General features: G+C 54.2%; 22 protein-coding genes. All 22 read right to left on the bottom strand.

Annotated elements, in window-relative coordinates:
- Positions 1-130: 130 nt before the first annotated feature.
- Positions 131-1,846, bottom strand: a complete 1,716-nt coding sequence (locus tag EDM60_RS22285; RefSeq protein WP_122965932.1) for an ABC transporter ATP-binding protein — start codon at positions 1,844-1,846, stop codon at positions 131-133.
- 48 nt (positions 1,847-1,894) lie between these two features.
- Positions 1,895-2,926 carry a FecCD family ABC transporter permease gene (locus tag EDM60_RS22290; protein WP_122965933.1) on the bottom strand — a complete coding sequence of 344 codons (1,032 nt, stop codon included), beginning with the start codon at positions 2,924-2,926 and terminating at the stop codon, positions 1,895-1,897.
- Between the two features lie 3 nt (positions 2,927-2,929).
- Positions 2,930-3,985: a FecCD family ABC transporter permease gene (locus EDM60_RS22295; protein WP_122965934.1), complete on the bottom strand. Its 1,056-nt coding sequence runs from the start codon at positions 3,983-3,985 to the stop codon at positions 2,930-2,932.
- 179 nt (positions 3,986-4,164) lie between these two features.
- Positions 4,165-5,631, bottom strand: coding sequence for an AraC family transcriptional regulator (locus EDM60_RS22300; protein WP_233454160.1), 1,467 nt, complete (start codon positions 5,629-5,631; stop codon positions 4,165-4,167).
- Between the two features lie 312 nt (positions 5,632-5,943).
- On the bottom strand, positions 5,944-6,921 hold the full coding sequence (locus tag EDM60_RS22305) for an ABC transporter substrate-binding protein (RefSeq protein ID WP_229049736.1): 978 nt from the start codon (positions 6,919-6,921) through the stop codon (positions 5,944-5,946).
- A gap of 272 nt (positions 6,922-7,193) precedes the next feature.
- Positions 7,194-7,985 carry a DeoR/GlpR family DNA-binding transcription regulator gene (locus tag EDM60_RS22310; protein WP_122965937.1) on the bottom strand — a complete coding sequence of 264 codons (792 nt, stop codon included), beginning with the start codon at positions 7,983-7,985 and terminating at the stop codon, positions 7,194-7,196.
- Positions 7,986-8,223: 238 nt separating this feature from the next.
- Entirely contained in the window at positions 8,224-9,339 is a 1,116-nt protein-coding gene (phnW, locus tag EDM60_RS22315) for a 2-aminoethylphosphonate--pyruvate transaminase (protein WP_122965938.1), read from the bottom strand.
- A gap of 46 nt (positions 9,340-9,385) precedes the next feature.
- Entirely contained in the window at positions 9,386-10,180 is a 795-nt protein-coding gene (gene phnX / locus EDM60_RS22320) for a phosphonoacetaldehyde hydrolase (RefSeq protein ID WP_122965939.1), read from the bottom strand.
- Entirely contained in the window at positions 10,181-11,890 is a 1,710-nt protein-coding gene (locus tag EDM60_RS22325) for a putative 2-aminoethylphosphonate ABC transporter permease subunit (protein WP_122965940.1), read from the bottom strand. It abuts the gene before it with no gap.
- Positions 11,891-11,895: 5 nt separating this feature from the next.
- Entirely contained in the window at positions 11,896-12,945 is a 1,050-nt protein-coding gene (locus tag EDM60_RS22330; RefSeq protein ID WP_122965941.1) for an ABC transporter ATP-binding protein, read from the bottom strand.
- Positions 12,946-12,962: 17 nt separating this feature from the next.
- The gene (locus EDM60_RS22335; RefSeq protein WP_122965942.1) at positions 12,963-14,051 is read right to left on the bottom strand and encodes a putative 2-aminoethylphosphonate ABC transporter substrate-binding protein; all 1,089 of its coding nucleotides are present in this window, start codon (positions 14,049-14,051) and stop codon (positions 12,963-12,965) included.
- Positions 14,052-14,451: 400 nt separating this feature from the next.
- Positions 14,452-14,775, bottom strand: a complete 324-nt coding sequence (locus EDM60_RS22340) for an antibiotic biosynthesis monooxygenase family protein (RefSeq protein WP_122965943.1) — start codon at positions 14,773-14,775, stop codon at positions 14,452-14,454.
- 2 nt (positions 14,776-14,777) lie between these two features.
- A complete protein-coding gene (locus tag EDM60_RS22345; RefSeq protein WP_122965944.1) occupies positions 14,778-15,482 on the bottom strand; it encodes an aspartate/glutamate racemase family protein in 705 nt (234 codons plus the stop codon).
- A gap of 121 nt (positions 15,483-15,603) precedes the next feature.
- Positions 15,604-16,494, bottom strand: a complete 891-nt coding sequence (locus EDM60_RS22350) for a sugar nucleotide-binding protein (RefSeq protein WP_122965945.1) — start codon at positions 16,492-16,494, stop codon at positions 15,604-15,606.
- Positions 16,495-16,952: 458 nt separating this feature from the next.
- Positions 16,953-18,506, bottom strand: coding sequence for a xanthine permease (locus EDM60_RS29255; protein WP_122965946.1), 1,554 nt, complete (start codon positions 18,504-18,506; stop codon positions 16,953-16,955).
- Between the two features lie 36 nt (positions 18,507-18,542).
- Positions 18,543-19,001, bottom strand: a complete 459-nt coding sequence (locus EDM60_RS22360) for a nucleoside deaminase (RefSeq protein ID WP_122965997.1) — start codon at positions 18,999-19,001, stop codon at positions 18,543-18,545.
- Positions 19,002-19,026: 25 nt separating this feature from the next.
- Positions 19,027-19,980: a carbamate kinase gene (gene arcC / locus EDM60_RS22365; protein WP_122965947.1), complete on the bottom strand. Its 954-nt coding sequence runs from the start codon at positions 19,978-19,980 to the stop codon at positions 19,027-19,029.
- A gap of 65 nt (positions 19,981-20,045) precedes the next feature.
- Entirely contained in the window at positions 20,046-21,482 is a 1,437-nt protein-coding gene (locus EDM60_RS22370) for a cytosine permease (RefSeq protein ID WP_122965948.1), read from the bottom strand.
- Between the two features lie 146 nt (positions 21,483-21,628).
- On the bottom strand, positions 21,629-23,053 hold the full coding sequence (locus EDM60_RS22375) for a YlbE family protein (RefSeq protein WP_122965949.1): 1,425 nt from the start codon (positions 23,051-23,053) through the stop codon (positions 21,629-21,631).
- 2 nt (positions 23,054-23,055) lie between these two features.
- Entirely contained in the window at positions 23,056-24,603 is a 1,548-nt protein-coding gene (gene fdrA / locus EDM60_RS22380; RefSeq protein ID WP_122965950.1) for an acyl-CoA synthetase FdrA, read from the bottom strand.
- Complete coding sequence (locus EDM60_RS22385; protein ID WP_122965951.1) at positions 24,585-25,487, bottom strand: oxamate carbamoyltransferase subunit AllH family protein; 903 nt, start codon at positions 25,485-25,487, stop codon at positions 24,585-24,587. Before EDM60_RS22385 ends, fdrA begins: the two co-directional genes overlap by 19 nt.
- An 8-nt stretch (positions 25,488-25,495) precedes the next feature.
- Positions 25,496-26,104, bottom strand: a complete 609-nt coding sequence (locus tag EDM60_RS22390) for an ankyrin repeat domain-containing protein (RefSeq protein WP_122965952.1) — start codon at positions 26,102-26,104, stop codon at positions 25,496-25,498.
- Between the last annotated feature and the right edge of the window lie 77 nt (positions 26,105-26,181).

The following is a 26,181-nucleotide window of genomic DNA, read 5'->3' on the forward strand; positions in this document are numbered from 1 at the left end:
TTGCCCCGCTTGTACAAGGCGCATAACTTAGCATATAGCACAGCAAAACGAGCGTCCCCCGCCCTCATGCGGAAGAACGCTCGCTTTTTTGTGGAAGAAACGCCACGGACAATCACAGCCGTTTCATCGTCTATGAACTGAACTGCGCTTGATGCAGCCTGCTGTACACGCCTTGCGTTTGCAAAAGCTCGTCGTGGTGCCCTTGCTCGGCGATGCCTTGTTCGGCGACGACAATGATCCGGTCTGCGTTCTTGATCGTCGCCAGGCGGTGGGCGATCACGAGCGTCGTGCGTCCGTGGGACAGCTCTGCAAGCGCCTGCTGAATCGCCGCTTCCGTCTCGGTGTCGAGAGCAGAGGTCGCTTCATCCAAAATGAGGATCGGCGGGTTTTTCAGGAACATCCGGGCGATCGACAAACGCTGCTTTTGACCGCCGGAAAGCTTGACGCCCCGCTCCCCGATCAGCGTATCTAGTCCTTCTGGCAAGGCGCGGATCACGTCTTCCAGTTGTGCCCGTCTGGCTGCGTCCCACAACTCTTCATCGGTCGCGCCAAGCTTCCCGTAGGCAATGTTTTCCCGGATCGATCCGTCAAACAGGAAGACGTCCTGCTGCACGATTCCGATATGCGAACGAAGCGATTCCAGCGTCATGGAACGAATGTCGATGCCGTCAATCATGATCGAGCCGCTGTCCACATCGTAAAAACGGGGAAGCAAGCTGCACAGTGTCGTTTTTCCCGCGCCGGAAGGTCCCACGAGCGCGACCGTCTCGCCAGCGCGAATGGACAGCGACAATCCCTGGAGCACTTTTTCCTTGTTTTCATAGCCAAACGTTACGTTCTCGAAGCGGATGTCGCCGCGAAGATTGCTGACAGGCTTCGCGTCTGGCGCATCGTCGACGTCAGGCTCTGTCTCCAGCAACTCCAGGTAACGCTTGAATCCGGCAACACCTTTTGGAAACGTCTCGATGACGTTGTTGATCTGCTGAATCGGGTTCAAAAAGACGTTCGACAGCATCACGAAAGCGATAAACTCCCCGTACGTCATCTTTCCTTGGATGACGTAATACGTTCCGCACACGAGGACAAACAGCGATACCAGCTTCATCAAAATAAAGCTCAACGACGAGTTCCACGCCATGATGCGGTACGTGAGCAGCTTGGTCAGGCGGAAGCGCCCGTTGTTCTCTGCAAAGCGTGCGATTTCATGCTTTTCGTTAGCAAACGCCTGTACGACGCGAATGCCGCTGATGTTGTTTTCCACGCGCGCATTGTAGTCTGCGACATCGGCAAACATCCGGTCAAAAGCGCGGGACATTTTGCGGCTGAAATACATCGACAAATAAATCATTAAAGGCACGATGATAAAAGTCAGCACCGCCAATTGCCAGTTGATGCTGAGCATGATACCGAAGGCGCCCAGCAGTGTCATGACCGCGATGAACAAATCTTCCGGGCCATGGTGAGCGATCTCCCCGATATCCATCAGGTCGTTCGTCATGCGAGATACGAGATGTCCGGTCTTGTTGTTGTCGAAAAAGCGGAACGAGAGCTTTTGCACCCGATCAAACAGCTTTTTGCGCATGTCCGATTCAATATTGATGCCGAGCTTGTGTCCGTAATAGGTAACGACGTAGTGCAAGGCCGCACTGACCACGTAAATGCCCAAAAGCCCCAGGCACGCGTACAGGATCAGCAGCCAGTTTCCGCTCGGAAGCAAATCGTCCACAACCCGGTTGACAGCAAGCGGAAACGCCAGTTCAAGCAGCGCGGCCAAAATCGCGCAAGAAAAATCTGCTATAAACAGCCCCATATACGGCTTGTAGTACGCAAAAAAGCGACGCAGCATACCGAATCCTCCTCCTCTTCACCGCACGATGAAAGCCTTTCTTTTTCTCTACGACTTCGAACGGGCAAGCAAGTACAAGAAGTACGGGGCTCCGATGACAGCAACCACAATGCCTGTTGGAATTTCAGACGGCTGCAAAATCCAGCGTCCGATCGTATCAGCAACAATAACCAGGAGCGCGCCTGCCAAGGCCGATGTCGGCAGCAGCATTTCGTGTTTCGGTCCGACAAGTCTGCGCGCCAAATGCGGGCCAATCAGACCGACGAAGCCGATCCCGCCGCTGACAGCCACGCAAGATGCCGCCAGTCCGACCGATGCGGCCAACAGCTTCAACTGTTCTCTTGCGACCGGAGCACCAAGACCGATGGACAGCTCTTCTCCCAAATTCAGGACGTTCATCACACGCGCTTTGTAAAAGACAAACGGCAGCAGGACGACAATCCACGGGAGCAGCGACAGAACGAATTTCCAGTTGGTTCCCCAAATGCTTCCGGCAAGCCAGGTTGCGACAAACTGGTACTTGTCAGGACTCAGCTTGAGCGTCAGCACGATCATCGCAGCGCTCATCCCCGCTGCGACCGCGATCCCGGTCAGCAGAATGCGAATTGGCGACAAGCCTTTATGTCTCTTGTAAGACAGCACAAAAATCAGGGCTGCGGTCAAGCTTGCTCCGACCAGCGCCAGGACAGGCAACAGGAAAACAGGAGCGGCAGCCGTCGACGGATAAAAGGAAATGAACAGCATAACCATCAAACCCGCACCTGCGTTGATCCCCAAAATGCCGGGGTCAGCCAGCGCGTTGCGGGAAATCCCTTGAATGATGCAGCCGGAAACCGCCAAACCTGCTCCGATCAAAAGCGAAATGACGATGCGCGGCAAGCGGAAGTCGAACAAAATCAAGCTTTGCTTCTCGGTGCCAGACCCGAACAAGGTCATGAGCAAATCCATTGGCGACAAGCGAATATATCCTGTGTTCATGCTGATGATGAACGCAATCAAAATGAGCACAGACAAAATCATCATGACGAGGATGCCCCTGCTGCGTTTGCGGGCATCGATTTGCGCAGTAGCTGGTTGCATGATTTACATCTCCCTTCTTTCTTTACGAGCCAAGTAAAGGAAGAACGGAACGCCAATCAGCGCAATCAGGGCGCCCAAAGGTGTTTCGTAAGGCGGATTCACCATTCTGGCTGCCAAATCGGCAAAAACGACGAGCAAGCTGCCCATAATGGCAGAGCAAGGAATAATCCACCGATAGTCGACCCCGACCAAATAACGCGTCAAGTGCGGGATAATCAGTCCGACGAAGCCAACCGCACCGACGACAGCGACAGCCGAACCTGCCAAAATCAGGACGATGACCGTACCCGCCAGTTTGACGAGCGCTGTTCGCTGGCCCAAGCCTTTGGCAATGTCCTCGCCGAGACTGAGCATCGTGATGGAACGTGACAACACAATCGCCCCGAGGATCGCAGCGGCAATCCACGGGAACATCACTTTAAGTTGGAACCATTTTGTCCCGGCTACCCCGCCTGCGTACCAGAAAGCCAAATCCTGTCCAATTTTGAAGTAAAGCGCAATCCCTTCGCTAAGAGCAGACAACAGGGCGCTGAGCGCTGCCCCTGCAAGCACGAGCCGCACCGGAGTAAGCCCGCCTTTTGCCATCGAGCCAATTCCGTAAACAAGTCCTGCGCCTACACCTGCGCCCAAAAACCCGTACAAGATCAAATACATGAAAGGCAGCCCCGGGAAAAAGGCAAAGCAGAGAGCAATGACAAAGCCTGCTCCCGCATTCAGCCCGAGCAAACCGGAGTCGGCAAGCGGGTTGCGAGTCATCCCTTGCATGATCGCCCCTGCCACAGCAAAGCTGGCCCCGACCATCGCTCCACCGAGCAAGCGGGGAAGGCGTATTTCCTGGATGATCTGATGCTGCGTAATATCTGGATTAAAATGAAAAATAGCGTCCCAAACGACAGAAAACTGAATATCTGCTGCCCCGAATGAGACAGACAGAAACATTCCGAGAATCAAGGCAAAAACTCCGCCCGTGAGGATCAGCGTTGCTGCCCATGGCCGCGAGCGAAACTGTTCCTGTTTTGATGTACTCCCCTGCTTCAGGGTGTGTGTCTGTTGACCCATGCTAGCCACCTTTTCCATTCATTATGTACATGCACGAAATGTTGCTTTCCCCTTCCCTTTCGCTAAATTCATGAAATTGATTCTTATTATCATAGTAGGATTTTAGGCGATTGACAAAAAGAGTGTCAATGGACAAAAGAGTGGTCTTTTTTGTATGTTTGCAACAATCGTGGTCCATGCTAGGCCAGCACGTGCAAAATGTGCTCGATTTTTTTCTGGTTGGCGATGATGCCGTGATTCATCCACGTCATGAAATCGACTTCGTACGCCCGCTTGTCACGCACAGCCCGCAGCGATTGCCAGACGGGGTGGTGCACCTGGAGCTTTTCCGCATCGGTTCCTTCTCCATGCCATTTGTCAAAAGCGTAAAAAATATGGTCGGCGTCAAGCGCAGAGAGCCATTCCCACGACACCCCGGCTCTTGCCTCCTGCACAGAGAGCGACCTGACCAGCGGATGCGGCTGCATGCCCAAATCGTCGAACATGACAGGGGCCGAGTACGACTTTTCCACGCTGATCATGTCTGCCGATACGCGCAAAAAGGCGACGGTCTGCCCTTTCATGCTGCTTGACAGCTTGCTGCGGGCAGCGGCGGCTTTTTTTTCATAATGCTCGATCGCCTTGTCGGCTGCGTCTCGCCGATTCAGCCAATCGCCCAAAATCCGCATCGTCGATCGCCAGTCTGACCCGAGCTCGCGCACCATGCATGTCCGCGCGATCTTGGCACATTGCTCGTAGTGAGCCGATTCCCAGCCTGTGCAGGAACGCAGCATGATCACGTCCGGGTTGCTGTTGGACAAAGCGTGCACTTCATCCTTCAGCACGTCAAACGTCGGGACGTCTTGCAAGCCGAGATAGTCCTGCTTGCCCCAGTACGAATGCGCCCATTGCACAATCGGCGTAATGCCCAGCGAACACAAGTAGTCTTCCATAAACAAAGAGACGACGCGCAGATCGTCGCGGTGGACATTCCGGTACTTGCCGGGAGCCAGCCCGACCATTTGCTTGAAGCGGCGATTGAAGTAATATTCGCTGTTGAACCCGACATTTTGCGCGATCTCATGCACCCGATCCGCTGTCAGAAGCAACAGCTGTTTGGCCCGGTTGATCCGCAAGCCGTTGATATAATCGAGCGGAATTTGTCCGGTCAACTCCTTGAACAGCTGCGTATAGCGCCAGCGCGGAACGGCTGCCTCATGAGCAAGCTGCTCGACCGTCAGCGCCTCCTGGTAATGCTGCTTCACATATTCAATCGAGCGCTCCACGGCGCGAAGCGGGTCCTGCATCGGCCCTCCGGTTGCATTTTGCTGGAAAAGGTCAGACAGAACCGTCTCGAAGCGTACGTGACTGCTGTAACGCACCAGCCGATCCGTCTCCTCCCGCACGGCGTATATTTCCTCAATGCCCTCGACTAATTTGGAAAAAGGAGTGCAGACCATCTCTCCTGTGCGAAACCAAAGCTCCTCTTCTCCCTGCGGCTGCAATGGCACCATCCGAAAGGTCAAGCGATAGTATTCCAAATCCCGCTCGGCTGTGCAGATGCGCACATGCTGACCAGGCTCCGTGATCCAGCAGCTCTCTCCCCCCAGCCGATAGCTGGTTTGATCGATTTGCAGGACACCTGAACCGTCTGTCGTGACGAACATAGCATAATCATTCTGTTCATGGCTGTCTTGGCAAGCATGCGATGCAAGAACCCCTCGCTCTATCCCCGTCAGCACGTATATGGACGACGGATACAACTGATTCTCTGTCCCGTTTGTATACATATCCTCACCTATTATATGAGAATGATTATCATTGTATATTATACGGGGATAAGCCGGGTTTGCCAAGCAAAAGAGCGGGTCCGAACCTTTTCAAATGTGCGCTTCCCGTGAAAAAAGAAGGTGCCCCGCGCAGCTTCACCTGCCTTTCGGGACACCCTGTCTTTGTTCTGCTCGCCTGTACAGCTCGGTTTATTTGACGAATGTCTTCACCAGATCGTCGGCTTTCATCATATTGGCCAGCATGGCGCCAGACTGCCAATGCGTCCGGTTCATCTGATAGACGTGGCCTTTTTTCACGGCAGGGACGGATTGCCACAGCGGGTCTTGAAGAATTTTCAGCGCCTCTTTGTTTTCCGCAGAATCCCAGCCGCCGTTCGACGGGAAGATGATGATGTGATCGGCATTGATTGTCGGAATCGCCTCTTCGCTCAAGACGACGTGCGTGTCCTGATTTTTCGCCGCTTCATACGGGGTAAGTCCAAGCTCCTTGTAAATGATGCCAGTGTACGCATTGCCTTCTCCGAACAGGGCAAGTGTCGGCTTGTCTCCCACGTTCAGACGGATGACGGCTACGCTTTCCTTGCCGATTGCTTTTTCCAGCTTCGCGCGGGCATCGGACATTTTTGCCTCGTACTTTTTCACAGCCTCATCGGCTTTTTCCGGGATGCCCAATACGTCCGCGATGTTTTTCAGCCGACCAATGGTGTCATTGCGCAGTTCGTCCGGGATTTTATACGTAGGCGCGACTTTGCTGTATTGCTCGTATTTTTGCGCATCCGCGCCCCCGTCTACAATAATCAGATCAGGGTTTGCCGCGATCAAAGCTTCCATGCTGCCTGTAATGTCAAACTGCGGGACGTCCAGGTTGAGGTAATCTTGCTTGCCCCACGCCGGATGGTACCATTGCACGATCGGCGTCACACCGAGCGCGAGCAAGTAGTCTTCCTGGTAGATGGCTGCGACTCTTTGCGGATGGGCCGGGATGGTTACTTCCCCGTACGCATCGCGGACAACTCTTGTTTCTGCCGCTGCTGCCTTGTCGTCAGCGGCTGGTTTTTGCTCAGCTGGCTGCTGCTGTGTCGTGCCTGTCGCCTGCGGCTCCGCTGCTTTCTCGCCGCACGCTGCCAGTCCTGCCATCGCGATCAGCAAGATAGCCAACCATGTCATGACGATCTTCCGACTATTTCTCCCCATTTTTTCGACCCTCTCTCTTCTGCTGATGAGCTTATGATGATTATCATTCTCACAACTTTTTTCATCATGATCATATGTGGTTCCATGCCGACAAACAATGCACGTTCTCCAGTTTTTTTTGTCCAAACTCACGATCCGCACGATCAAAATGTTTTTGCCGCTTCTGTTTGGACAAGTCAGGCGCTGCACGCCAAAAAGCCGGATTTCTCGCGCAAAGAAATCCGGCCTGTCTCGCTTGTCGTTATTTACAGTTCTTTGGCTACCAGCCAGGTAACGCCTTTGGCTTGCAAATCGTCGCTCCATTCCTCGGGAGCCGCCGTATCGCTGATGACCATGTCGATTTCCTTGAGGTCGGCAACCTTGCACAACGTGCTGATCCCGATTTTGGAATGATCGGCGAGGACGATGTTCTCGTTCGCATTTTCAATGTAATGCTTCGCCAGCTCTGCACGCTCCGGGTCATAACAGGTCAAGCCCTTGTGCAGCAAAAGACCGTCCATGGACAGAAACGCTTTATCCACGTAGAAGGACTTCATCATTTTTTCAGCAAACGGACCGCCCACACGGTAATGCTTCGCGTTCACTCGGCCGCCCAGGAAGTAGACCTCTGCGTTGAGCAAGCCGTTGTTTTGGTACTCGATGAGCAGATTGAGCGCCGTGATCGAGCTGGTCAAGACGGTCAAATCCTTTTTGTTGAGCAAAAAGCTGATCATCTGGAGAGGCGTCGTGCCTTCATCGATCACGATCGTATCGCTGTCCTGCACCAGTTCGGCCGCTACCCGCCCGATTCTCCGCTTTTCTTCTGCCTTCATGACTTCGCGGCTGAGGTGGGATGGTTCTGTGCGATCTACGTTCAGCTTGATTGCTCCTCCATAGACGCGCTTCAGCTTTTTCTCCGCTTCCAGCTCTTCCAGATAGCGGCGAATCGATTCTGAAGATACTTGCAGCTTTTCTACCAGCTCGTTTGTCCTTACCTTGCCATTCGAATTGACCAACTGCAATATGATCTGCTTACGCTCTTCCCCGAACAACGACACCGGTCTTGTCCCCCTATTTACGTACTTGAAGCCAGATGGGCGGCTGACCATCGCTGCCGTCCCATTCCTGACGTGAATCTTGCCGTTTGCACCTGCTGTCAGCTTGAGAAGGAAACAACAACCATTTTATTCCGTTTTTTCCCCTCTCTTGAATTGTAGTGGTATTTGCCGCGACAATCAAGGATTGTCCTGTTGGATTATTGTTGATTTCGTTGGTTTTCGGGTCAAAAAAAATCGTCTACAGCCAAAATCGGTTTGCTTCCACTGCTGTCAGCAACCGCTCCATATCCGCCGGGTACACTTCGCCGATATTGCCGATGCGAAACGTATTTGCTTGCGATATCTTTCCCGGATAGATGACGAAGCCCGCCTGCTTCAATCGCTCGTACAGCTCTGCAAAAGAGAACGACTCCACCTCCGGATAGTAAAAGGAAGTGATGAACGGAGACTGGGATTCTTTTGGCAACAGAACGCGCAGCCCGAGACGCTCCATGCCCTCTGAGAGAATCGCCTGATTTTGCTTGTAGCGCTCGTATCTTTTCGCTACTCCGCCTTCTTGCTCCAGCTCAAGCAACGCCTGGTAAAAGGCCCGGACTACGTGCGTAGGGGAAGTATAGCGCCACTTGCCGTTTTGCTCCTCCATCGTTTTCCACTGGTCGTACAGATCGAGGGACAGCGTGCGGGCCACGCCAGCGCATTTGTGCAGCTCGGACGTCTTCGCGATGACGAAGCCGAAGCCCGGTACGCCTTGAATGCACTTGTTGGCGCTGGAAATCAAAAAGTCGATCGACAGCTCTGCCACGTCGAGCGGAATGCCGCCAAAGCTGCTCATGGCGTCGAGGATGTACACCTTGCCGTATTTTTTAACCGCCGCTCCAATCTCGGCAATCGGATTGAGCATGCCTGTCGTCGTCTCCGAGTGAACGACAGCCACATGCGTAATCGCGCCATCTGCTGCCAGCGTCTGTTCGACTGCGCGAGCCTCCACCTGGGCCAGCTCGCCAAAATCGATCACCGTTGTATGAATGCCATGCACTTGCGCCATCTGGACGATCCGGTCGCCGTACGCTCCGTTTGTCAGCACCAGCAGCTTGCCCGCTTTTGGAATCACGCTGCTGATGACCGCCTCGACACAAAAGCTGCCGCTGCCTTGCATAAGTACACTTGTATAATCATCCGTCTGCGTGGTTGCCAATCCGACCAGCTTTTGACGCGTAGACTGCACAAGCTCGTTGTAGTCGCGATCCCATGTGCACCAGTCGCGCATCATCGCTTCCCGCACGGTTCGCGAGGTAGACAATGGCCCTGGCGTCAAAAGCAAATACGGGTTGTCGGTTGTCGTTGTTTGCGTCATGCTTCTCATCCTTTCTGTCTTTCGTGCCTGCTGGAACCTTTTGCCGTTACGGACGCTCTCCCGCCTTCAGGCGCAGCTCGATTTTCGCTAACACGTCATCCAGCCGTCCGATTTCTTCGATTACATAGTGCGCTCCTGCTGCCTGCAATCTGGCGGCAGCGCTTGCAAGCCGCTCTTCCAGCTCGTCCGCTGGCATGTTCGCTACTTCCTGCTGCGACAAGCCAAGCTCGCTTCCGCCCTTGAGGACGCCTACGGTCCACATGCCCGCATTTCTGCCTTCCTGCATATCGCTCGTCGTGTCGCCTACTTTGACCATTTCGCCAAACGGATACACATCGAGCTGGATCGCATTTTGATAGCACATCCACGGATACGGTCTGCCTGCGGGCACTTCGCTTGGCGTCACGAGGCAATCCGGCTCGTAGCCTTGCTCTTTCGCCGCTGCGGCGACGACGTTCATCATTTCCCGCGTATAGCCTGTAGTCGAGCCGATCTTGATTCCCCGCTCGCGCAGCCGCGCCACCAGCGCAAGCGCTCCCGGCACAGGAGTCGCGTAATCGTGCAGCGTCGCCATCAGCATCGGCTCGAAATCAGCGTACAAGTCGTCTACATCTGCCTCGTTCGGATAGCGGCCGAATTTTTCTTTCCACAATTCAGCGACCCTCTCCATCCGGCACAGCGCCGCAATATGATCGCGCTTCAGCATCCCCATCGGCTCGCGTGCCTCTGCTGCCGTCAGTTCAATCCCTCTTTTCTCAAACACTTGCAAAAACACTGCCAACGGCGCAAAGCACCCGTAATCCACCATCGTGCCTGCCCAATCGAAAATGACTGCTTTCATTTATGCCACCTGTCCTTTCTCCTGCTCTGTTCTTGCCGTGCGCTTGCGCAGTCTCGCGCTGATCCACTCCGCGCCTGCACGGGCGATGATGTTGAGGACGACAATCAATACCGACATGGCTGCCGCCGGGGCAATATCGCCCGCGTCATCCATATTGACGATGGAGACGGACGCCAGCTTGAAATCCGCCGCGTACAAAAACACGACCGCCGAGATCGTCACCATCGCGTTGATGAAAAAGTACACGAGCATTTCGATGATCGCAGGCATGCAGACCGGAACGGTCACCCGCCAAAACAGCTTCATTTGCCCGATGCCCATCGACTCGGCTGCCTGCTCGAACTCCGGATCGAGCTTTTTCAGCGCGGTTGTTGCCGTGATGAAGCCTACCGCGAAAAAGTGAATGACGTTGGCCAAAATCAAAATCCAGAGCGAGCCGTACAGACCGTGCAGCGGGTTGGCCGGATTGTTGAAAAAGAAAATGTAGGCCAGACCGATCACAAGTCCGGGAAGCGCCAAAGGAAGAATCGACAGAAAGTACCCTGCCTGGCGCAGCCCCTTCCACACCTGCGACTTTTCAATCGCATACGCGGCGACAAACGTCACGCATGTGCCGATCACCGCCGTCAATACAGCGACGACAATGCTGTTCCACAACGGCTCGATACCTTCTCCTGCGACATTGGAAAAATCGTAGTGAACCAAGCTAAAGTCGAGATTGTACGGCCACACCTGAATGAAGGAAGCCAGAACCACTGTCGCCATCAGCAAGAGCAAAAATCCGCTGACGCCCAGGCAAACAACCGTATAAAACAGGTCGCGCCAGCCGTTTGCCTTGATCCGGTACTCTTTGGACTTGGCTGTGACGGCTGCATGCTGCTTGCGCTCCACGATTCTGTCCACGATAAACGCCACGAGCGCCGGGATGATCAGCAGCAGTCCCACGGTAGCTCCCATCGTCATGTTTTGCTGCCCGATGACTTGCTTGTAAATATCGGTGGCCAGCACGGAAAACTGTCCGCCCACTACTTTTGGCGCCCCGAAGTCGGTAAACGAAAGCGTGAAACAGACGAAGCAGGCGCTGACGATCCCGTATTTGACGCCGGGAAGCGTGACCGTCATCAATTTGCGCACATGTCCGGCGCCGAGCGTATCCGCCGCTTCGTATAGCTGGTAGTCGGCAAAGGCGAGCGAGACAGCCAAAATCAGGTACGCCTGCGGAAACACGTAGACGATTTCCGCCAAAACGATCCCGACTGGCCCGTACAGATCCACGTCCCACTGAAACGGCAGCAAGCCGAAAATCCCCGTCGTCACCAGCCCCTGATTGCCGAACAAATACGTCAAGGCAATCCCGTGCATCATCGTCGGTGCGAACAGCGGAAGCAGCGCGACCGCCCGGTAGAAGCCTTTTCCCCGGATGCCGCTGCGCGTCAGGGCATAGGCGAACAAAAAGGCGAGTGAAACGGCGATTGCCGTAGTCATGGAGGAAATATACAGCGTGTTGTGAAGCGACTGCGACAGCGCTGGAGTGGAAAAGTAGGTGATGAAGTTATCCCAGCCGACGAACAGGCCATTTTTGTCGTAAAACGCTTTGGAAAACAATTGGATGAGCGGCAGCAGCACGCTGGCAGACAGCCCGGCCACGACGAGCACCATCAGCCACTTTTGCCCCGCCTTGCCTTTTGGCGCGGTAACAACTCCGTTCATTGCGCTCACCCCCGTCCTGCGCTGACGTCTGCCTGCTCAAAAGAAAGCAGATTTTCCAGCGGGAACTCCAGCCACACTTTTTGCCCGCGCACAAGCCCCAGCTTGCGGGCCTGGGTCGCCAACAGATCGAGCGTCAGCACGTCAGTCGCGCTCTGACCGCTCTCTTCCCAGGCGAGAAACATCCGGTAAAAGGAACCGCGAAACTCCATCTCGGAAATGATTGCCGGGATGCCGCACTCCGATTCGTCCGGCAAAAGCCGCACATGCTCGGGACGGATGGCGAACAATCGCTGGTTGTCTGCTTGCTTGTGCTCAAAGCGATCGGGAGCAAAAAAGTTGATCGCTCCGATAAAATCGGCGACGAACGGGTTGGCAGGCTTGTTGTACACTTCTTCCGGCGTACCCACCTGCACGACCTCGCCGTGATTCATCACGACGATCTTGTCTGCCATGGTCAGCGCTTCCTCCTGATCGTGCGTGACCATGACCGTAGTCATTCCGTATTGTTCATGCAAACGGCGAATCTCCCGACGCAGCTTTTGCCTTACTTTTGCGTCCAGCGCGGACAACGGCTCGTCCAGCAGCAGCACATCAGGCGACAGCGCAATAGCCCGCGCCAAGGCAATCCGCTGTTGTTGGCCGCCCGAGAGCTGTCCGGGATATTTGGCGGCGGCATGAGACAAATCCACCATGTCCAGCGCCTCTTCTACTTTGGCGGCAATCGCTTTTTTGCCCAGCTTTTTCTCCTCTAGCCCAAAGGCGATATTTTGCGCCGCAGTCAAATTGGGAAACAACGCATAAGACTGGAACATCATCGCGATGTTGCGTTTGGCCGGAGACAGAGAGGTAATCTCCCTGCCGTCCACAATCATCCGGCCTGTTGTCGGTTGCTCCAATCCTGCCAGCATTCTCAGTAATGTCGTTTTGCCGCAGCCGCTGGGGCCGAGCAGACAGACAAATTCATTTTTGTCGATATCGATGGAGATGTGCTCCAAAGCGGCAAACAAACCGAAACGTTTACTGACCCCTTGAATGGATAGATAGGATGGTGTCATGCTGTTCTCCTCGCTGCTTACTTGGGTTCGCTTTTGGTCGCGTAGCGTTTTTCCCACTCAGCCAAAACTTTGTCGCGGTTTTCCGCCGCTTTTTTCAGGTCGAGCTTGACCAGCTGCGAGATCGGGTCTACGGAATAGCCTTCCGGCAGTGGCGCGCCGTCCTGCTTCACGCTGACGATGGCATAGTTCTGGTTGTAGGCTTTCATCGCTTCATCCGTGATTGCCCAGTCGAGGAACAGTTTGGCCTCTGGTTTGATTTGCGCTTTTTTGATCAAGCCGTTCGCTTCCACGTCCCAGCCGGAGCCTTCTGTCGGGAAAACGACTTCCACGGGAGCGCCTTTTTTCTTCTCGGTAATGGAACGGTAGCCGAAGGAAATGCCGATCGGATACTCACCCGACGCCGCCATTTTCGCTGGCTTCGAGCCGGAATGCGTGTAAATCGCCATGTTCTCGTGCAGCTTGTCGAGGTAAGCCCAGCCTTCCTGCTCGCCTTTGAGCTGCATGATCCCGTTGACGGTCAACAGTCCTGTGCCGGACGAAGCCGGGTTCGGCATGACGATCAAGCCTTTGTACTCCGGTTTGATCAAATCTTCATAAGTGCGGGGGATCGGCAAGTTGCGCTTTTCCAGCTCTTTGGTGTTGACGGCAATCGCCGTTTCCCAGGCGTCAATCCCTACCCAGCTGGCAGGCTCTTTCGTATCTTTGAACTCAGGGGAGACACGCTCGATTCCTTTTGGCGAATAGCCTTCCAGCATTCCTTGCTGTTCCAGTACCAAAAGGCTTGTCGCCGCTGTACCCCAGACGACGTCTGCTTGCGGATTGTCTTTTTCCGCCAACAGCTTTGCCGTGATGATTCCGGTCGAATCACGCACGATGTTGACCTTCACATCCGGGTACTTCGCTTTGAACGATTCCAGGTACGTCTTGATCTGGTCGTCCTCCAGCGCGGTATAAACGGTAATCGCTCCCGAAGCAGCTTGCTGTTGGCCCGCCTGACTTGCCCCCGCTCCTTGTGTGTTTGCTTGGGACTGTGGAGCTTGTCCGCATCCAGCCAAAAAGGCGATCGACAAAAAGGACGCAAGTAAAGGATAATGCCACTTTCTCATTGAGAATCTCTCCCCTGTGTGGAATATTCATTTCCTGACCTCACGTCCCATCTTACGGGCCTAATATTAAGTGGATGTGAATCCAGCGTAAAGGAATTGTTTTTAAGTGGTTTTTGTTTGTTTTAGTTGTGTCATTCTTTTCCTGCCCTCGCCTGGTTGACGAATGTCTCGCACAGATGGCAGCGAGCTGGATTTTCAACACATCTTCCGGTTGCTCAAAAGAGAGGTCCCCCTAAAAACGCTGGCTGCAAAATAAATAGCCCCGCTCCTCCATGCCATCAGGCAAAGAGAAACGGAGCCTTCTTTTTTCTGTGAAAAATGTCTCGCTGTTTTTCATGACATGGGCTGTGGCCGCTTGCGCTTGCGGTCAATCAAACGGTCATGACCGTTTTGTTTGCACTTACAAGGTGTAGTCGCGCTCTACCTTGCAAATGCGCGTGATGTAATGGCCGTACCACATCTGTCTTCCTTTTTCCTGTGCCACCCGGTGCTCCTCGTTCCGCTTCCATTCGCGAATCGCTTCCAGCGAGGCCCAGTAGGAAACAGTAATCCCGAAGCCGGATTCGTCGCGGACGCTCTCTACCCCCAGGTACCCGGGTTGCTCCGCAGCCAGCTCCACCATCCGGTCCGCCATCTCCCCGTACCCTTGATCTCCCGCTGTTCGCTGGGAGGAAAAGATGACGGCGTAGTAAGGCGGTTTCGGGGTCTGTGCAAAAGGATTCATGCTTACTCTCCCGCTTTCAGCAAAGCCGCTTCTACCGCTGCCTGCGCATGAATGAGCGATGTATCAAAAACGGGAACCTCGCAATCGTTGGCCGAAATCAGCAAGCCGACCTCTGTACAGCCGAGAATGACACCTTCTGCTCCTTCGCTGATGAGACGGTTGATGATTTTCATATACTCGCTCTTTGATTCCTCACGAATGATTCCCCGGCACAGCTCTTGGTAAATGACGTCATGCACGATTTTGCGTTCCTGCTCATCAGGTATGAGCACTTCAATGCCGTGAAGCTCGCGCAGACGATCCGTGTAAAAGGATTCTTCCATCGTAAAGCGGGTAGCAAGCAGGGCGACCCGCTTGATTCCTTGCACGGTTATCGCTTTTCCCGCCGCATCGGCAATGTGCAAAAAGGGCAGCTTCGTCGCGTCCTCGATATAAGACGCCAGCTTGTGCATCGTATTGGTGCACAGAACGATCAGATCGGCACCTGCCGCCTCCAAACTCCGCGCTGCTTCTGCCATCTGCTCTCCCGCCTCGTCCCAGCGACCATCGCTCTGCATGTCTGCGATTTCGGCAAAATCAACGGAATACATGATGCTTTTGGCGGAATGCAGCCCACCCAGTCGTTCTTTTACAGCTTCGTTGATCAGTCGATAGTACACGTGAGAAGACTCCCAGCTCATGCCGCCGATTAATCCGATCTTTTTCATGTTTTTCGCTCCTTTGTCTGCCATCCGTTTTGATCGCTTTTCCGGAAAATTCATTCCAAGTGTGGCAAAAGGTCAGAATCGTTTCGCCAGTGCAAGCGCAGGCGCACATCCTGCCTCTTTTCTAATGCCGTTCTGTTTCCTTTGCCGCGCTGCACGCTGCTTCCCCCACTTGGCGAAAACGCGTGCGCAACAACGCATTTGCCCTGCCTGTGTTCAGCGAGGTATCCAGCGGAATCCCTTTTTCCCTGGCTTCTTCTGCATCCAGGCGATCCTCTGTCACTAGGCGAGAGTCAAGTCCGAGCGCTTTTGCCAGCGTGACAGCAAAAGAATAATAGCTTTCTTTTTGCGCGGGACCGAGGTGCAGCGTCCCGACGAAAGAGCTGTCGGCCAATTCCTTGATCGCTTGAGCGGCATCCTGTACATGCAAAAACGTTTTGAACAAATTGCTCGTACGGGTGATCGGTCGGCCAGCGGCAAGCTCCTGGCGAATCGTCGCCGCTCTTTTGTCCCATTTGCCCAGGGAATTGCAGCCGTAGAGCGGGCCGATGCGAACGATGACATGCTGTTCGCGGCGTTGCCGGACAAGCTCTTCCCCCAGCCATTTTGCCCGCGAGTAACGAGCCAGCGGATTGCGTTCAGAGAGCATCAGCGGCTGGTCTTCCTCCGCAAAAGCACCCGTCCCTTGTCCGAAAATGCCGTCAGAGGAAATGAAAATGACTCGGCTCTTTGGCGGCAGATGCGCCTGCAAAATGTCCAAACCTTCTGTAATCAGAGCATGCTCATCGGTCGCGCTCATCAACGCCCAGATGACGATCTCCGGCGCAAAGTCCGCAAGCAATGCGGCAAACGCTGCGGGATGAGTGACGTCGACCTGCACGAGCTGCTCTCCTGTTGGCGGAGCAGAATAACACGTGCCGACAACCTCGTTATCTGCATCCTGCTGTAGCTCATGGAAAATTTGCGCTCCCAAATATCCACTGGCTCCCAGCAGCAACATACGCCGTTTTTTCATGCCAGCCTCCCCTCTACTCGCGGTTTCCAATATGCTCCAAGTCTACTATAGAAACGCAGTTTGCGGAAATGGGAAAGTCGGCTTTTTCCGAACAAACTGCAAAAGCACCAGTTGCTTGCCCGAAAATGCCGTCAGAGGATATGCAGATGACCCGGCTCTTTTGCGACAGGAGCTTTAGCAAGGTATCCAGGGATTCGCGGTCGAATCGGGGAACCCCCTCCCTGATTTTATAATCCTAAATCTCCCGCATTAAGGGACTCCCAGTGCCGACTGATTTTCAAGGAATCATTTTCCTTTGTTATAGTCACTTGAGCCTCCTACTTCCTTTTTTATCCAAGGCACAAGTATTTTACGTTTTCCCATATAGAAAGGTTGCAAATAAAGAGTGTCCAGACAAACACCAAAAAGCTGTGACCCCGTTTCGGATCACAGCTTTTCTTTTTCGCAACGCAGCCAGCTTATGCCTTCGCGTCTTTTTCTTGCAGTTTGGCCAGCGGTGCGTTTTTGTCCAGCATGTATTTGCCGACAAAAATCGCTGCGACCATCAAGTACGAGTAGACGAACTGCATGGACGAATCTAGGGCAAAGCCGACCGTTGGCGAGTGGATGATGCCAAACAAGGACAGAGCGGCCCCCGCCGCACCAGCGATTGCGCCCCGCAACGGCTTGTCTGTAATCGCAAAGATCGCGATGCACCCCCAGACCATGCTGCTGATCGGCGCCCCGTTGCCAAGATGCATCAAACCGTTGTAGTAAACGCCTTTGTTCGCCATCACGTCCACCCCTACCTTGGCCCCGGTCGTTCCGGCAGCGGACAGCACGTTATTGGTCAAGGTCAACGCCCAGTTGGCAATCCACGGGAACATGCAGATGAAGATGACCGGGACTTCCAGCTTCGGCGTCTCCCGCACGACCTGGTTGGCTGTGACGATCCCGATATAGACGAGAATCGGCACAATCGCCGCAACCGGAATGACCGCAAGCAAGAACGCCCCGATCCCGAACAGCGAGATGATGAACATCGACAGGCCAGTCGCGACGGTATAGCCAATTCCGGCGCCGAGAGATTTCCAGCCGGCATGTCCAACGTACACAGTGACCGGGTACGGATTGCCGCAGAAGCAGCCGATGATCGAAGACAGGCCGTTGGCAAGCATCACTTGTCTTGTTTTGTACTCGTCGCCGGCAGCGTGCGCGCTTTCGATGTTTTCCAGGTCAAAGATGTAGTTGGCCAAGCCCAGCGGCACCGCAGACGCCAAGTAAGGCAGAGCGTGCGGGATGCCTTGGATCAGCGAGTCGACATGCACGGTCGGCGGATTGAAGCCAAACGATTGCATCGATGCAGCAATCGCTGCCGGATCTTGCAAGCCAAATGCCCAGGCGAGAATCGTTCCAGTCGCCAGCAGCAAAAAGCCTGTAGGAATTTTCGCCAAAATCGGCTTTTTCCCGAACCAGTTCAAGAAAATGATGATGAGGACAGCAAACGCGACAACGGGCGTCTCGAACGATTGCAGCATCGGATTCATCGCGAGCAAAAGCAGGCCAAGCCCGGACAAGCAAGAGAGCAGTACCGTTCTCGGAATCATGCGGCGGATCGTATCGCCCAAAAAGGAACCGATGACGAGAATCATCGCTTCAAAAAAGCACCAGACCAGGGCAATCTGAAAGGCAAACTCTGCATTTTTGGTAGACAGATAGACGGGCAAAATTACGAGAAACGTCACGGTAAAAATCGAAGGAGCGCTCGGGCCGGACGGCAGTGCCGTCACATCTTTTCTCCCGGTCGTTTTGGCGAGAAAATAACCGAACACAAAGTAGCAGATGCTGGCGAGAAAGATTCCGAGGCCGAACGCAGGAACGACGCGGCCGTACACGATCTCTTCCGGAAAGCCGACAACAAACAGCAACAAAGCGATCATGGTCAGAAGGTTTGTCAAGTTGTTGGCAAGCAGGCCGAAGTACGCGGCCCAGTCACCCTTTTTCCACAGCAATCCTTGCAATGATTTATCCATGCTGCCTCACCCCAACTGTTTTCTTTGAAATGGCGATTACTTTTGCGTTTTGTTCAGCTCGTGGAAGTACGTAAACAGGTGATCGCAATCCTCGCGCTTCTCCACCTTGATCATGTTCAGGACGCTCTTGTCCTTGCCAGTCAAGTAGTCGCGCAAGTGCATATCGGAAAAGCCGTGCTCATGCGCATCGTGAGAAGTCGAGCAATAGTGGACGACCTTGATGCCGGACCAGATGATCGCGCCTACGCACATCGGGCAAGGTTCGCACGTGGCGTAAATCTCGCAACCTTCCAGATTCATCGTGCCAAGCGTTTTGCACGCTTCGCGGATCGCGACCATCTCGGCATGCTGGGACGGGTCCATATCCGCCATCATCCGGTTGCTGCACACCGCGATAATTTCATCGCCGCGCACGACAGCCGCTCCGAACGGCCCGCCGATTTTGTTTTCCATCCCTTCGATAGTTTTCTCTACAGCCAGTTTCATGTAATCCACGATCATGCGTCCTCCTTGCATCGGGTTATTGTTTGACGATGTGCGTGCCTGCTTTGCCGACGATCGCGTCTTTCAAGCTCTCCGGGTTGGTGATGATGACCCGCGACCCGCGATGCTCCAAAAAGCTCAGGCTCGCCTCGATTTTCGGCAGCATGCTGCCTTTGGCAAAATGTTCTTCCTGCACATACTGCTTCGTTTCTTCTATCGTGATTTGCTCAAGCGCCTTTTGCTCCGGCTTGCCAAAATGGATGCACACTTGCGGAACGCCCGTCGTAATAATCAGCGTTTGCGCGTCGATTTGTTCAGCCAGCAGGCTTGTGGCAAAATCTTTGTCGATCACGGCATCGATGCCGTCGTACGTATTTTCCCCCGTCTTGACGACCGGAATGCCGCCACCGCCAGCCGCTATTACCACGTATCCGGCTTCGATCAGCGAGCGGATCGCTTCTTTTTCCACGATGTCGATGGGCTTCGGTGATGGAACCACTCTTCTGTAGCCGCGCCCGGAGTCCTCGATGAACACCCAGTCCGGATGCTCGGCTTTCATCGCTTCCGCCTGCTCCAGCGTAAAGAAGGAGCCGACTGGCTTCGTCGGATTTTGGAAGTTCGGGTCTTCTTTGCTGACTTCCACCTGCGTAATGATGCTCGCCACTTTTTTGGCAATCCCGCGTTTGGCGAACTCGTTGGTGAGCGCCTGCTGGATTTGGTAGCCGATGCCCCCTTGCGTGTCTGCCACGCAGTTGACGAGCGGAATCGTCGGCATTCCCGACACTTCATGGGCAATCTCGCAGCGTCGCATCGCGAAGCCGACCTGCGGGCCGTTGCCGTGTGTAACGACAACCTGGAAGCCTTGCTCGACCATGTCGGCAATGTTGATCGCGGTTTCGCACACCGCTTCGTATTGATCCGCGATCGAATCGCGACCGTTATCTCTCACCAATGAGTTGCCACCGATAGCAACAATAACGAGTTCTCCCATTGGTAAACCTCCTTTTCTTTTTGCAAAAAGTCATGCTGTTTGCTTGCCAGGGTCGTCCACTTTCTTTACTGCTTTTTGTAAAACAGCGTGTAGAGCACGAACGACAAAATCAGCCCGCTGAAGAAAGCAAACTGGTTCAACATGGACAAAATCGCCACCTGGGGCAAGAACGCCCCGGACATCGGGAGAAGGAAGCTGATAGCCATGACCAGGCAAGCCACTTTGTTGTAGCCGCTGGCATGCTCGCCGTTATCTCCCGGCTTCACGTAGATCGTATCCAGGTTGAGCTTGCGCCTGCGCTCGATGTAAAAGCTCGACAGCATGATCCCGGCGATCGGGCCGTACATGGAACCGATAAAGCTGTAAAACAAGTACAAGGTAGCCGTGCTCTCGACGAGCTTCCAGGGCAGGATGAGCGTGCCGATGACTGCCGTCCAGATTCCGGCCGACTTGACGGTAAACCATTTAGGTAAAAGCGCTGTCATTTGCAGACCTGCCGGCAACAAATTTCCAAAAACAACAAAGCCGGTCGCCCCGACGTTCAAAGCCAGGATCAGCACGATGACAGCAAACGGATTGTCAATTTTGCCAATTGCGTCGACGATATTGAAAATAGGTTCTCCAAAGGCAATCTGCGTTCCGACGATCAACCCGATGCACGTAACGGCAAACAGGAGGTAGGAAACGATCATTCCGATCGGCAAGCCATAGAGCGGAGCCTTCGGCGATTTTGCCCGCTGAGTCAGGTCAGAGATGTTGACAATCGGCCCAGCCCAGTTCGATACAAGCGCACTTACGCATGCGATGAAGACAAGCCCATTTTCCATCGGTTGGGCGGGAACGTACTCCATGATCGGACCGATTCCGCCTGCGATCGTAATCGCCCAGATCGCCGCCCCGATAATGAAGATGTAGACGACGGGTGACGAGTATTTGCTGAAAACGCTGAGAATGTTCATTCCGCCCAAAAACAGGGCCACGGTGATGATCCACAAGAAAAGATAGGAGAGCATCGTCGGGAAATTGAGTCCGAACAGATCGAATCCGGCTCCCCACGTCATGTAATCAGGAAAAATTCTCGCAAAAATGACGTTCAACGATTGGGCGCCAACGACCGTTGTCGCACCGAAAAACACAACTCCGGCAATCAGTCCGCGGCACAAGGCAGGAATAATCGAGCCTTTCACGCCAAAGGAGTCGCGGAGCAGCATGGCAAAAGGCACGCCGTACTTCGCTGCCGAATGACCGTTCAGCACATAGCCGGCCGAGACGATCACGGCAGACAGCATGACGGCCCAAAATACTTGCGGAACACTTAGTCCCAGCGCAAAAAATCCGGCGACTGTCATGTACGACATGATGTTGTGAACAGCGCCCATCCAAACGGTAATGTAGTGAAACACGCCCCAATCTCTTTGTTCAGACGTCTTGGGCAAAATATCGTCCGAATACCCGTACGATTTCAGCTGCTCCGGCGAAATCTGCTCTGCGGGTTGTCCCATGACTTTCACCTTCCTCGCACTATAGGAGACTCCCATCCATGGAAGAAAAGAGTCTCACGCGGGAAAGCCTGCTCGCGGCGCTAACTTCTTGCTGTCGCGCCGCGAGCGCAAACCGCCTTCCTGCGCCTTGTTGGTCCAAAACGTTTTTAGCTGATGCTCTCCGTCAAAGCCAGGAGAGCTTTTTCAAAAGCTTCCATCGGCGGATACGTGATACCCGCGCCGATCATGCCGATGCCGGCGTCTTTGTGGGCAATCGCCGTATTGATGACTGGCAGGATGCCTGTTTGGATGACTTGGCGAATGTCGATTCCGGTAGCTACCCCTTGGAAGTCCAGCAGCGGGATCGTCACATTCGGATTTTCCGCTGTCGTGATTTCTTTCATCGTGGTAGAAAAACCGATCGCTTCCTCAACCGTTCCCCCTACGAGCGCTACGATTGCGGGAGCAGCAGCCATGGCGAAGCCGCCGATTCCGTATGTCTCCGTAATCGCGCTGTCTCCAATATCGAGACCGGAGTCTTCCGGCTTGTAGCCTGCGAACATCGGACCGATCACTTTTTGGGCAGGACCAGTAAACCAGGTGTTGCCTGCCATGCCGCTCACGCGAATGCCAAACTCGACACCATTGCGCGCCATTGTCGTGACAATCGTGCTGTTTTCGATTCCGTGCGCCGCATCCAGCGCGCATTTGCACAAAGCCATCCACGTCGGGCCGGAGAAATAGTCGCTGCTTGCCACAAATTCAAATACTTCGCGTTTTTGCTCGGTCGTGAAGTCAGTCTGCAAAATATGCGGGGTCAGCGCTTGAATCAGCAGGCTTGTCCCGGCGTTGTTGCGGTTGTGGCACTCGTCGCCCATATGGAGAGCCTGTGCCAGCATGAGGCGCAAATCGATTTCGCCTGCGATCTTCATCGCGTCGCGCAGCATCGGCCCGAGTACGTCGCGCATCCAGTTCAGGCGCGTGATGACGCTCTCGTCATTGGCACCCATGCGCAAAATTTTTGCCATTTGCTCGCTCATGTTTGTGTAAGCGACATTGCCGTACGTTTTGTTTTTTACTACGTGCATGAACATCGAAGCAGAAGTGACACCAGCCATGGAGCCTACGCAATTGTGCTCGTGGCAAGGAGAGAAAGTAATTGCGCCGGAAGCGGCTACTTGCTCTGCTTCCTCGATGTCTTTTGCCAAACCTTCGAAAACGATCGCCCCGGTTACGGCACCTTTCATCGCACCGCACATTTTGTCCCAAGTGATCGGAGGTCCTGCGTGCAAAATCGTCGTTTTGGTCATGCCCGGCACGACGTTGATGGCCTGGTCAAACCCGACGAGCATCGGCTGCGAGTTGATAATGCGCTCCACTGCCAGCTTGTTGGCCGCCGCGATTTTGTCTGCCAGCGCCGCGTTCTCCAGTCTGTCGAGCGCACGGATCAGTTCAGGCTTGCCGCCGCCTGGCGGTTTCCACTCCAGGTGCGTGGCATTCGCATTTTGCTTGATGATATCGTCTTTGAAAAATTCGATCCCTACGTTGATCGCATGGATGTTCCCGGCGAACAGCTCGTTGATTTTGCTCATGTTCATGCCCCTTTCACTACAAATTCTCTGGCCAGAAGTCCAGCGTTTGTGCTGCTGCTGGCAATCGTCACGCCTGCGTCCATCAGCTTTTTCACTTGCTCGTCGAAGTTCGGCGTATCCAGGTCGGTTCCCATTACGTAGCCGAGAATCTCCAGATGTCTGCCTGCTTTTGCCGCTTGCGCTTTTGCCTCCACAATCGCTGGCAGCATTACGCCGACAGGGTCTTCGTGCGAGCCGAAGCCGAGAATGAAGTCCATCAGGATGACGCCGACAGACGGATCTTTCGCTTCCTGCAAAAATCTGGCGATGCGCAAGGACGGGTCGATCATCGGGTGCGGCTTGCCGTTTGTGAAGTCGTCATCGCCCATGTCGAGGTACGTGTGCGCTTTGCTTTCATGAATGTTTTTCAGCTTGTAGTCGGGATTTTTCTGGATGTTGCTGTAGACGTCCGCGAACGTTTCCATGGCGAGATACATCGCTTCATCGCAAAGAGTGCCGCCGCAGAACAGGCCGCGAACGTATTTTTGCTCAGGCGCAAGCTTCGCGCGCACTTCTTCGATCAGCGGCCAGTTGAGGGCGCGTTTGTTGATCTCGTCTTCATTGGCCCCGGCAAGCACGACTGCTTTGAGCGCCGCTTCTTTGGTTGTTTTGGCAAAATGGCCGCCTGCCGCCACCACGGCTTCTTCGTCTCCGCCGATGAAGTAGACGACTACTGGCTTCGTGCAGTTTTTCACCTGCGCCAGCACTTTTTCCTGAACTGATGCGGCTGGCGGCTTGGAGATGAGCACAATCACTTTCGTCGCCGCGTCCGCTTCCAGCGCCTTGATGCCGTCGATCATCATGATGCCGCCCACTTGCTCGCTCAGATCGCGACCGCCCGTGCCGATCAGCTGTGTGATCCCGCCGCCGAAATCGTGGATGCGCACGCTCACTTCCTGGCTGCCTGTTCCCGACGCGCCCACGATGCCGATGCTGCCTTTGCGCACCGCGTTTCCAAAGCACAGGGCAACTCCGTTGATGATCGCCGTACCGCAGTCTGGCCCCATCATCAGCAAGCCTTTTTCATGCGCGTATTGCTTCAGGGCAATCTCGTCCTCGATGCTCACGTTGTCGCTGAACAGCATGACGTGCAGATCGTTTTCCAACGCTTTTCTCGCTTCTCTCGCCGCGAAAGCGCCATTGACGGAAATGATGGCGAGATTCGCTTCGGGGATGCTCGCCGCAGCAGAATCGATAGTCGGGTACTTGATCTCGCTCGCGCCTTTGCTGCCGCCTTTTTTCTTGGTGAACAGCTCTTCGATTTGCACATACGCGCTCTCGGCCAGCTCTTCTGTCGCCGCCTTGACGACGATCATCAGGTCGCTGCTTTTCGCCGCTTCCAGCTCCGGCGTGAGTAAGCCGACGTTTTTCAGCACTTCCTTGTTCATCTCCGTACCCATGGCAATCACTGCCTGTTCCACGCCCTCAATCTGATTCGCTTTGGTGGACAAAGACATCAGCGACACGGAATCAAAATACGTGCTTTGCTTGATTACAACTTTGGTAGACATACATTCCCTCCGGCTTCTAGATTTCGTTCCAAACCGCAAATCAGTCCCAGGGCCATATCGGTGCCTGAAGAAGAACCGATGCCCACGACTTTTTCTAGGGCTGGCAGCAGCTCTTCGCGCGAACCTTGCGTCAAGCAGCGAAGCAAGTCGACCAGCGACTCCCTCACTTTTCCGCTCGCTGCCTTTTTTAGCGTGATGGAACTGATTTCATTCGTCAGCTCTCTGGACGACTCGACCACTTTTTCAAAAAAACGGCATGACAAACAGCAGGGAATGTTCTGCATCTTGTATACAATGCACAATCCCACCAAAAAATCGTCTCCCGATGGCGTCAGCCCCGGCCCCAGTCCGACAAGCCGGACAGCCTGCTCGCTGGCTGACTCGCTGTTGCCCTTCGCCAGCTCGATTGACAGCGCCTCGGCACGCTCATTCAGCATGCGGGACGTCTCCCTTTCGAACAAACTGGCAGGGCGGGAAGACATTTTCATGCCTCCCGTTTTTCCCTTCGCGTCCACATACTGCTTCATGAACGCTACATTTTCGCGCAAAACGTCTATGTCACAAGGATAGGAAGGCAAGTGCGCTTCCCACTTTGTTGCTTGCCTCATGCAGATGAAGACGCCCGATCCGACAATCAGCTCGTCGCCTTTCCCGTAAACAGGATCGCCTTCCGCCACCTCCATGCCAGAGAGGGAAGGCAGATCGATCACCAGTGTGTTAGGACCGTTGTCCAGCTTGTTGCAGGCAATCGTGTACAGCTCATTGTCGTCGAGACATTTCAGATTGATCGTTCGCTCAAAAACACTGTGCACGAACCCGTGAAACGAGGAGCTTGCCAGCTTCTTGCAAAAATCCGCATCGCCAGACAATGCCTGAATGCGCATAGCTTGTGTTACTTCGCTCCTGCTGCGAGCAAAATTTGTTCGATTTCGGTGTAGCCTTTTCTTCTGGCAAGCTCAAGCGGTGTGACCCCGTATTTATCCACCATTTGCACGTTGACGCCATGCTCGATCAAGAGCTTGATGATCGTCTGCTGTTTTTCGCCGCCATCGCCCAAAATGATCGCTTCGATGAGCGGTGTCCAGCCGACGAAGTTCGTATGGTTTACATTGATATCTGTCGTGGTAAGCAGCTCGCGCACGATGTCTACATGGCCTTTTTCGCAAGCTGGCGTCAGGCCGACACCGCCAAAACGCGTCAAAAGTTCCAGGTTTGTGCCCGCTTTTACCATCATTTGCACAAGCTCCAGCTTGTTGTGAATGCAAGCGTACAAAAACGGGTTGAAGCATGTTTCATCCTGCAAATCGATATCCGCACCAGCTTCGATCAAAAATGAAACCGCATCCAAATGATCGTGCATCGCAGCCGTCAAAATAGCGGTACGCTTCTGTCTGTTTCGCGCATTGATGTCGACGCCTTGCTCCAGGTGCTGTTTCAGCGCCTCGATGTTTCCCTCTGCGGCAGCTTCGAGAAAAGCCTGCACTACGCTTTGGTCTGTCATGGTCGCCCTCCCATTTTCTCGTGGTGTTCACCGTTTTTTCTCGCAAAAAAATTGGACAAGCCTTCTGTCTTACAGCA

This window comes from Brevibacillus parabrevis (assembly GCF_003710905.1).
Taxonomy (GTDB): Bacteria; Bacillota; Bacilli; order Brevibacillales; family Brevibacillaceae; genus Brevibacillus; species Brevibacillus parabrevis.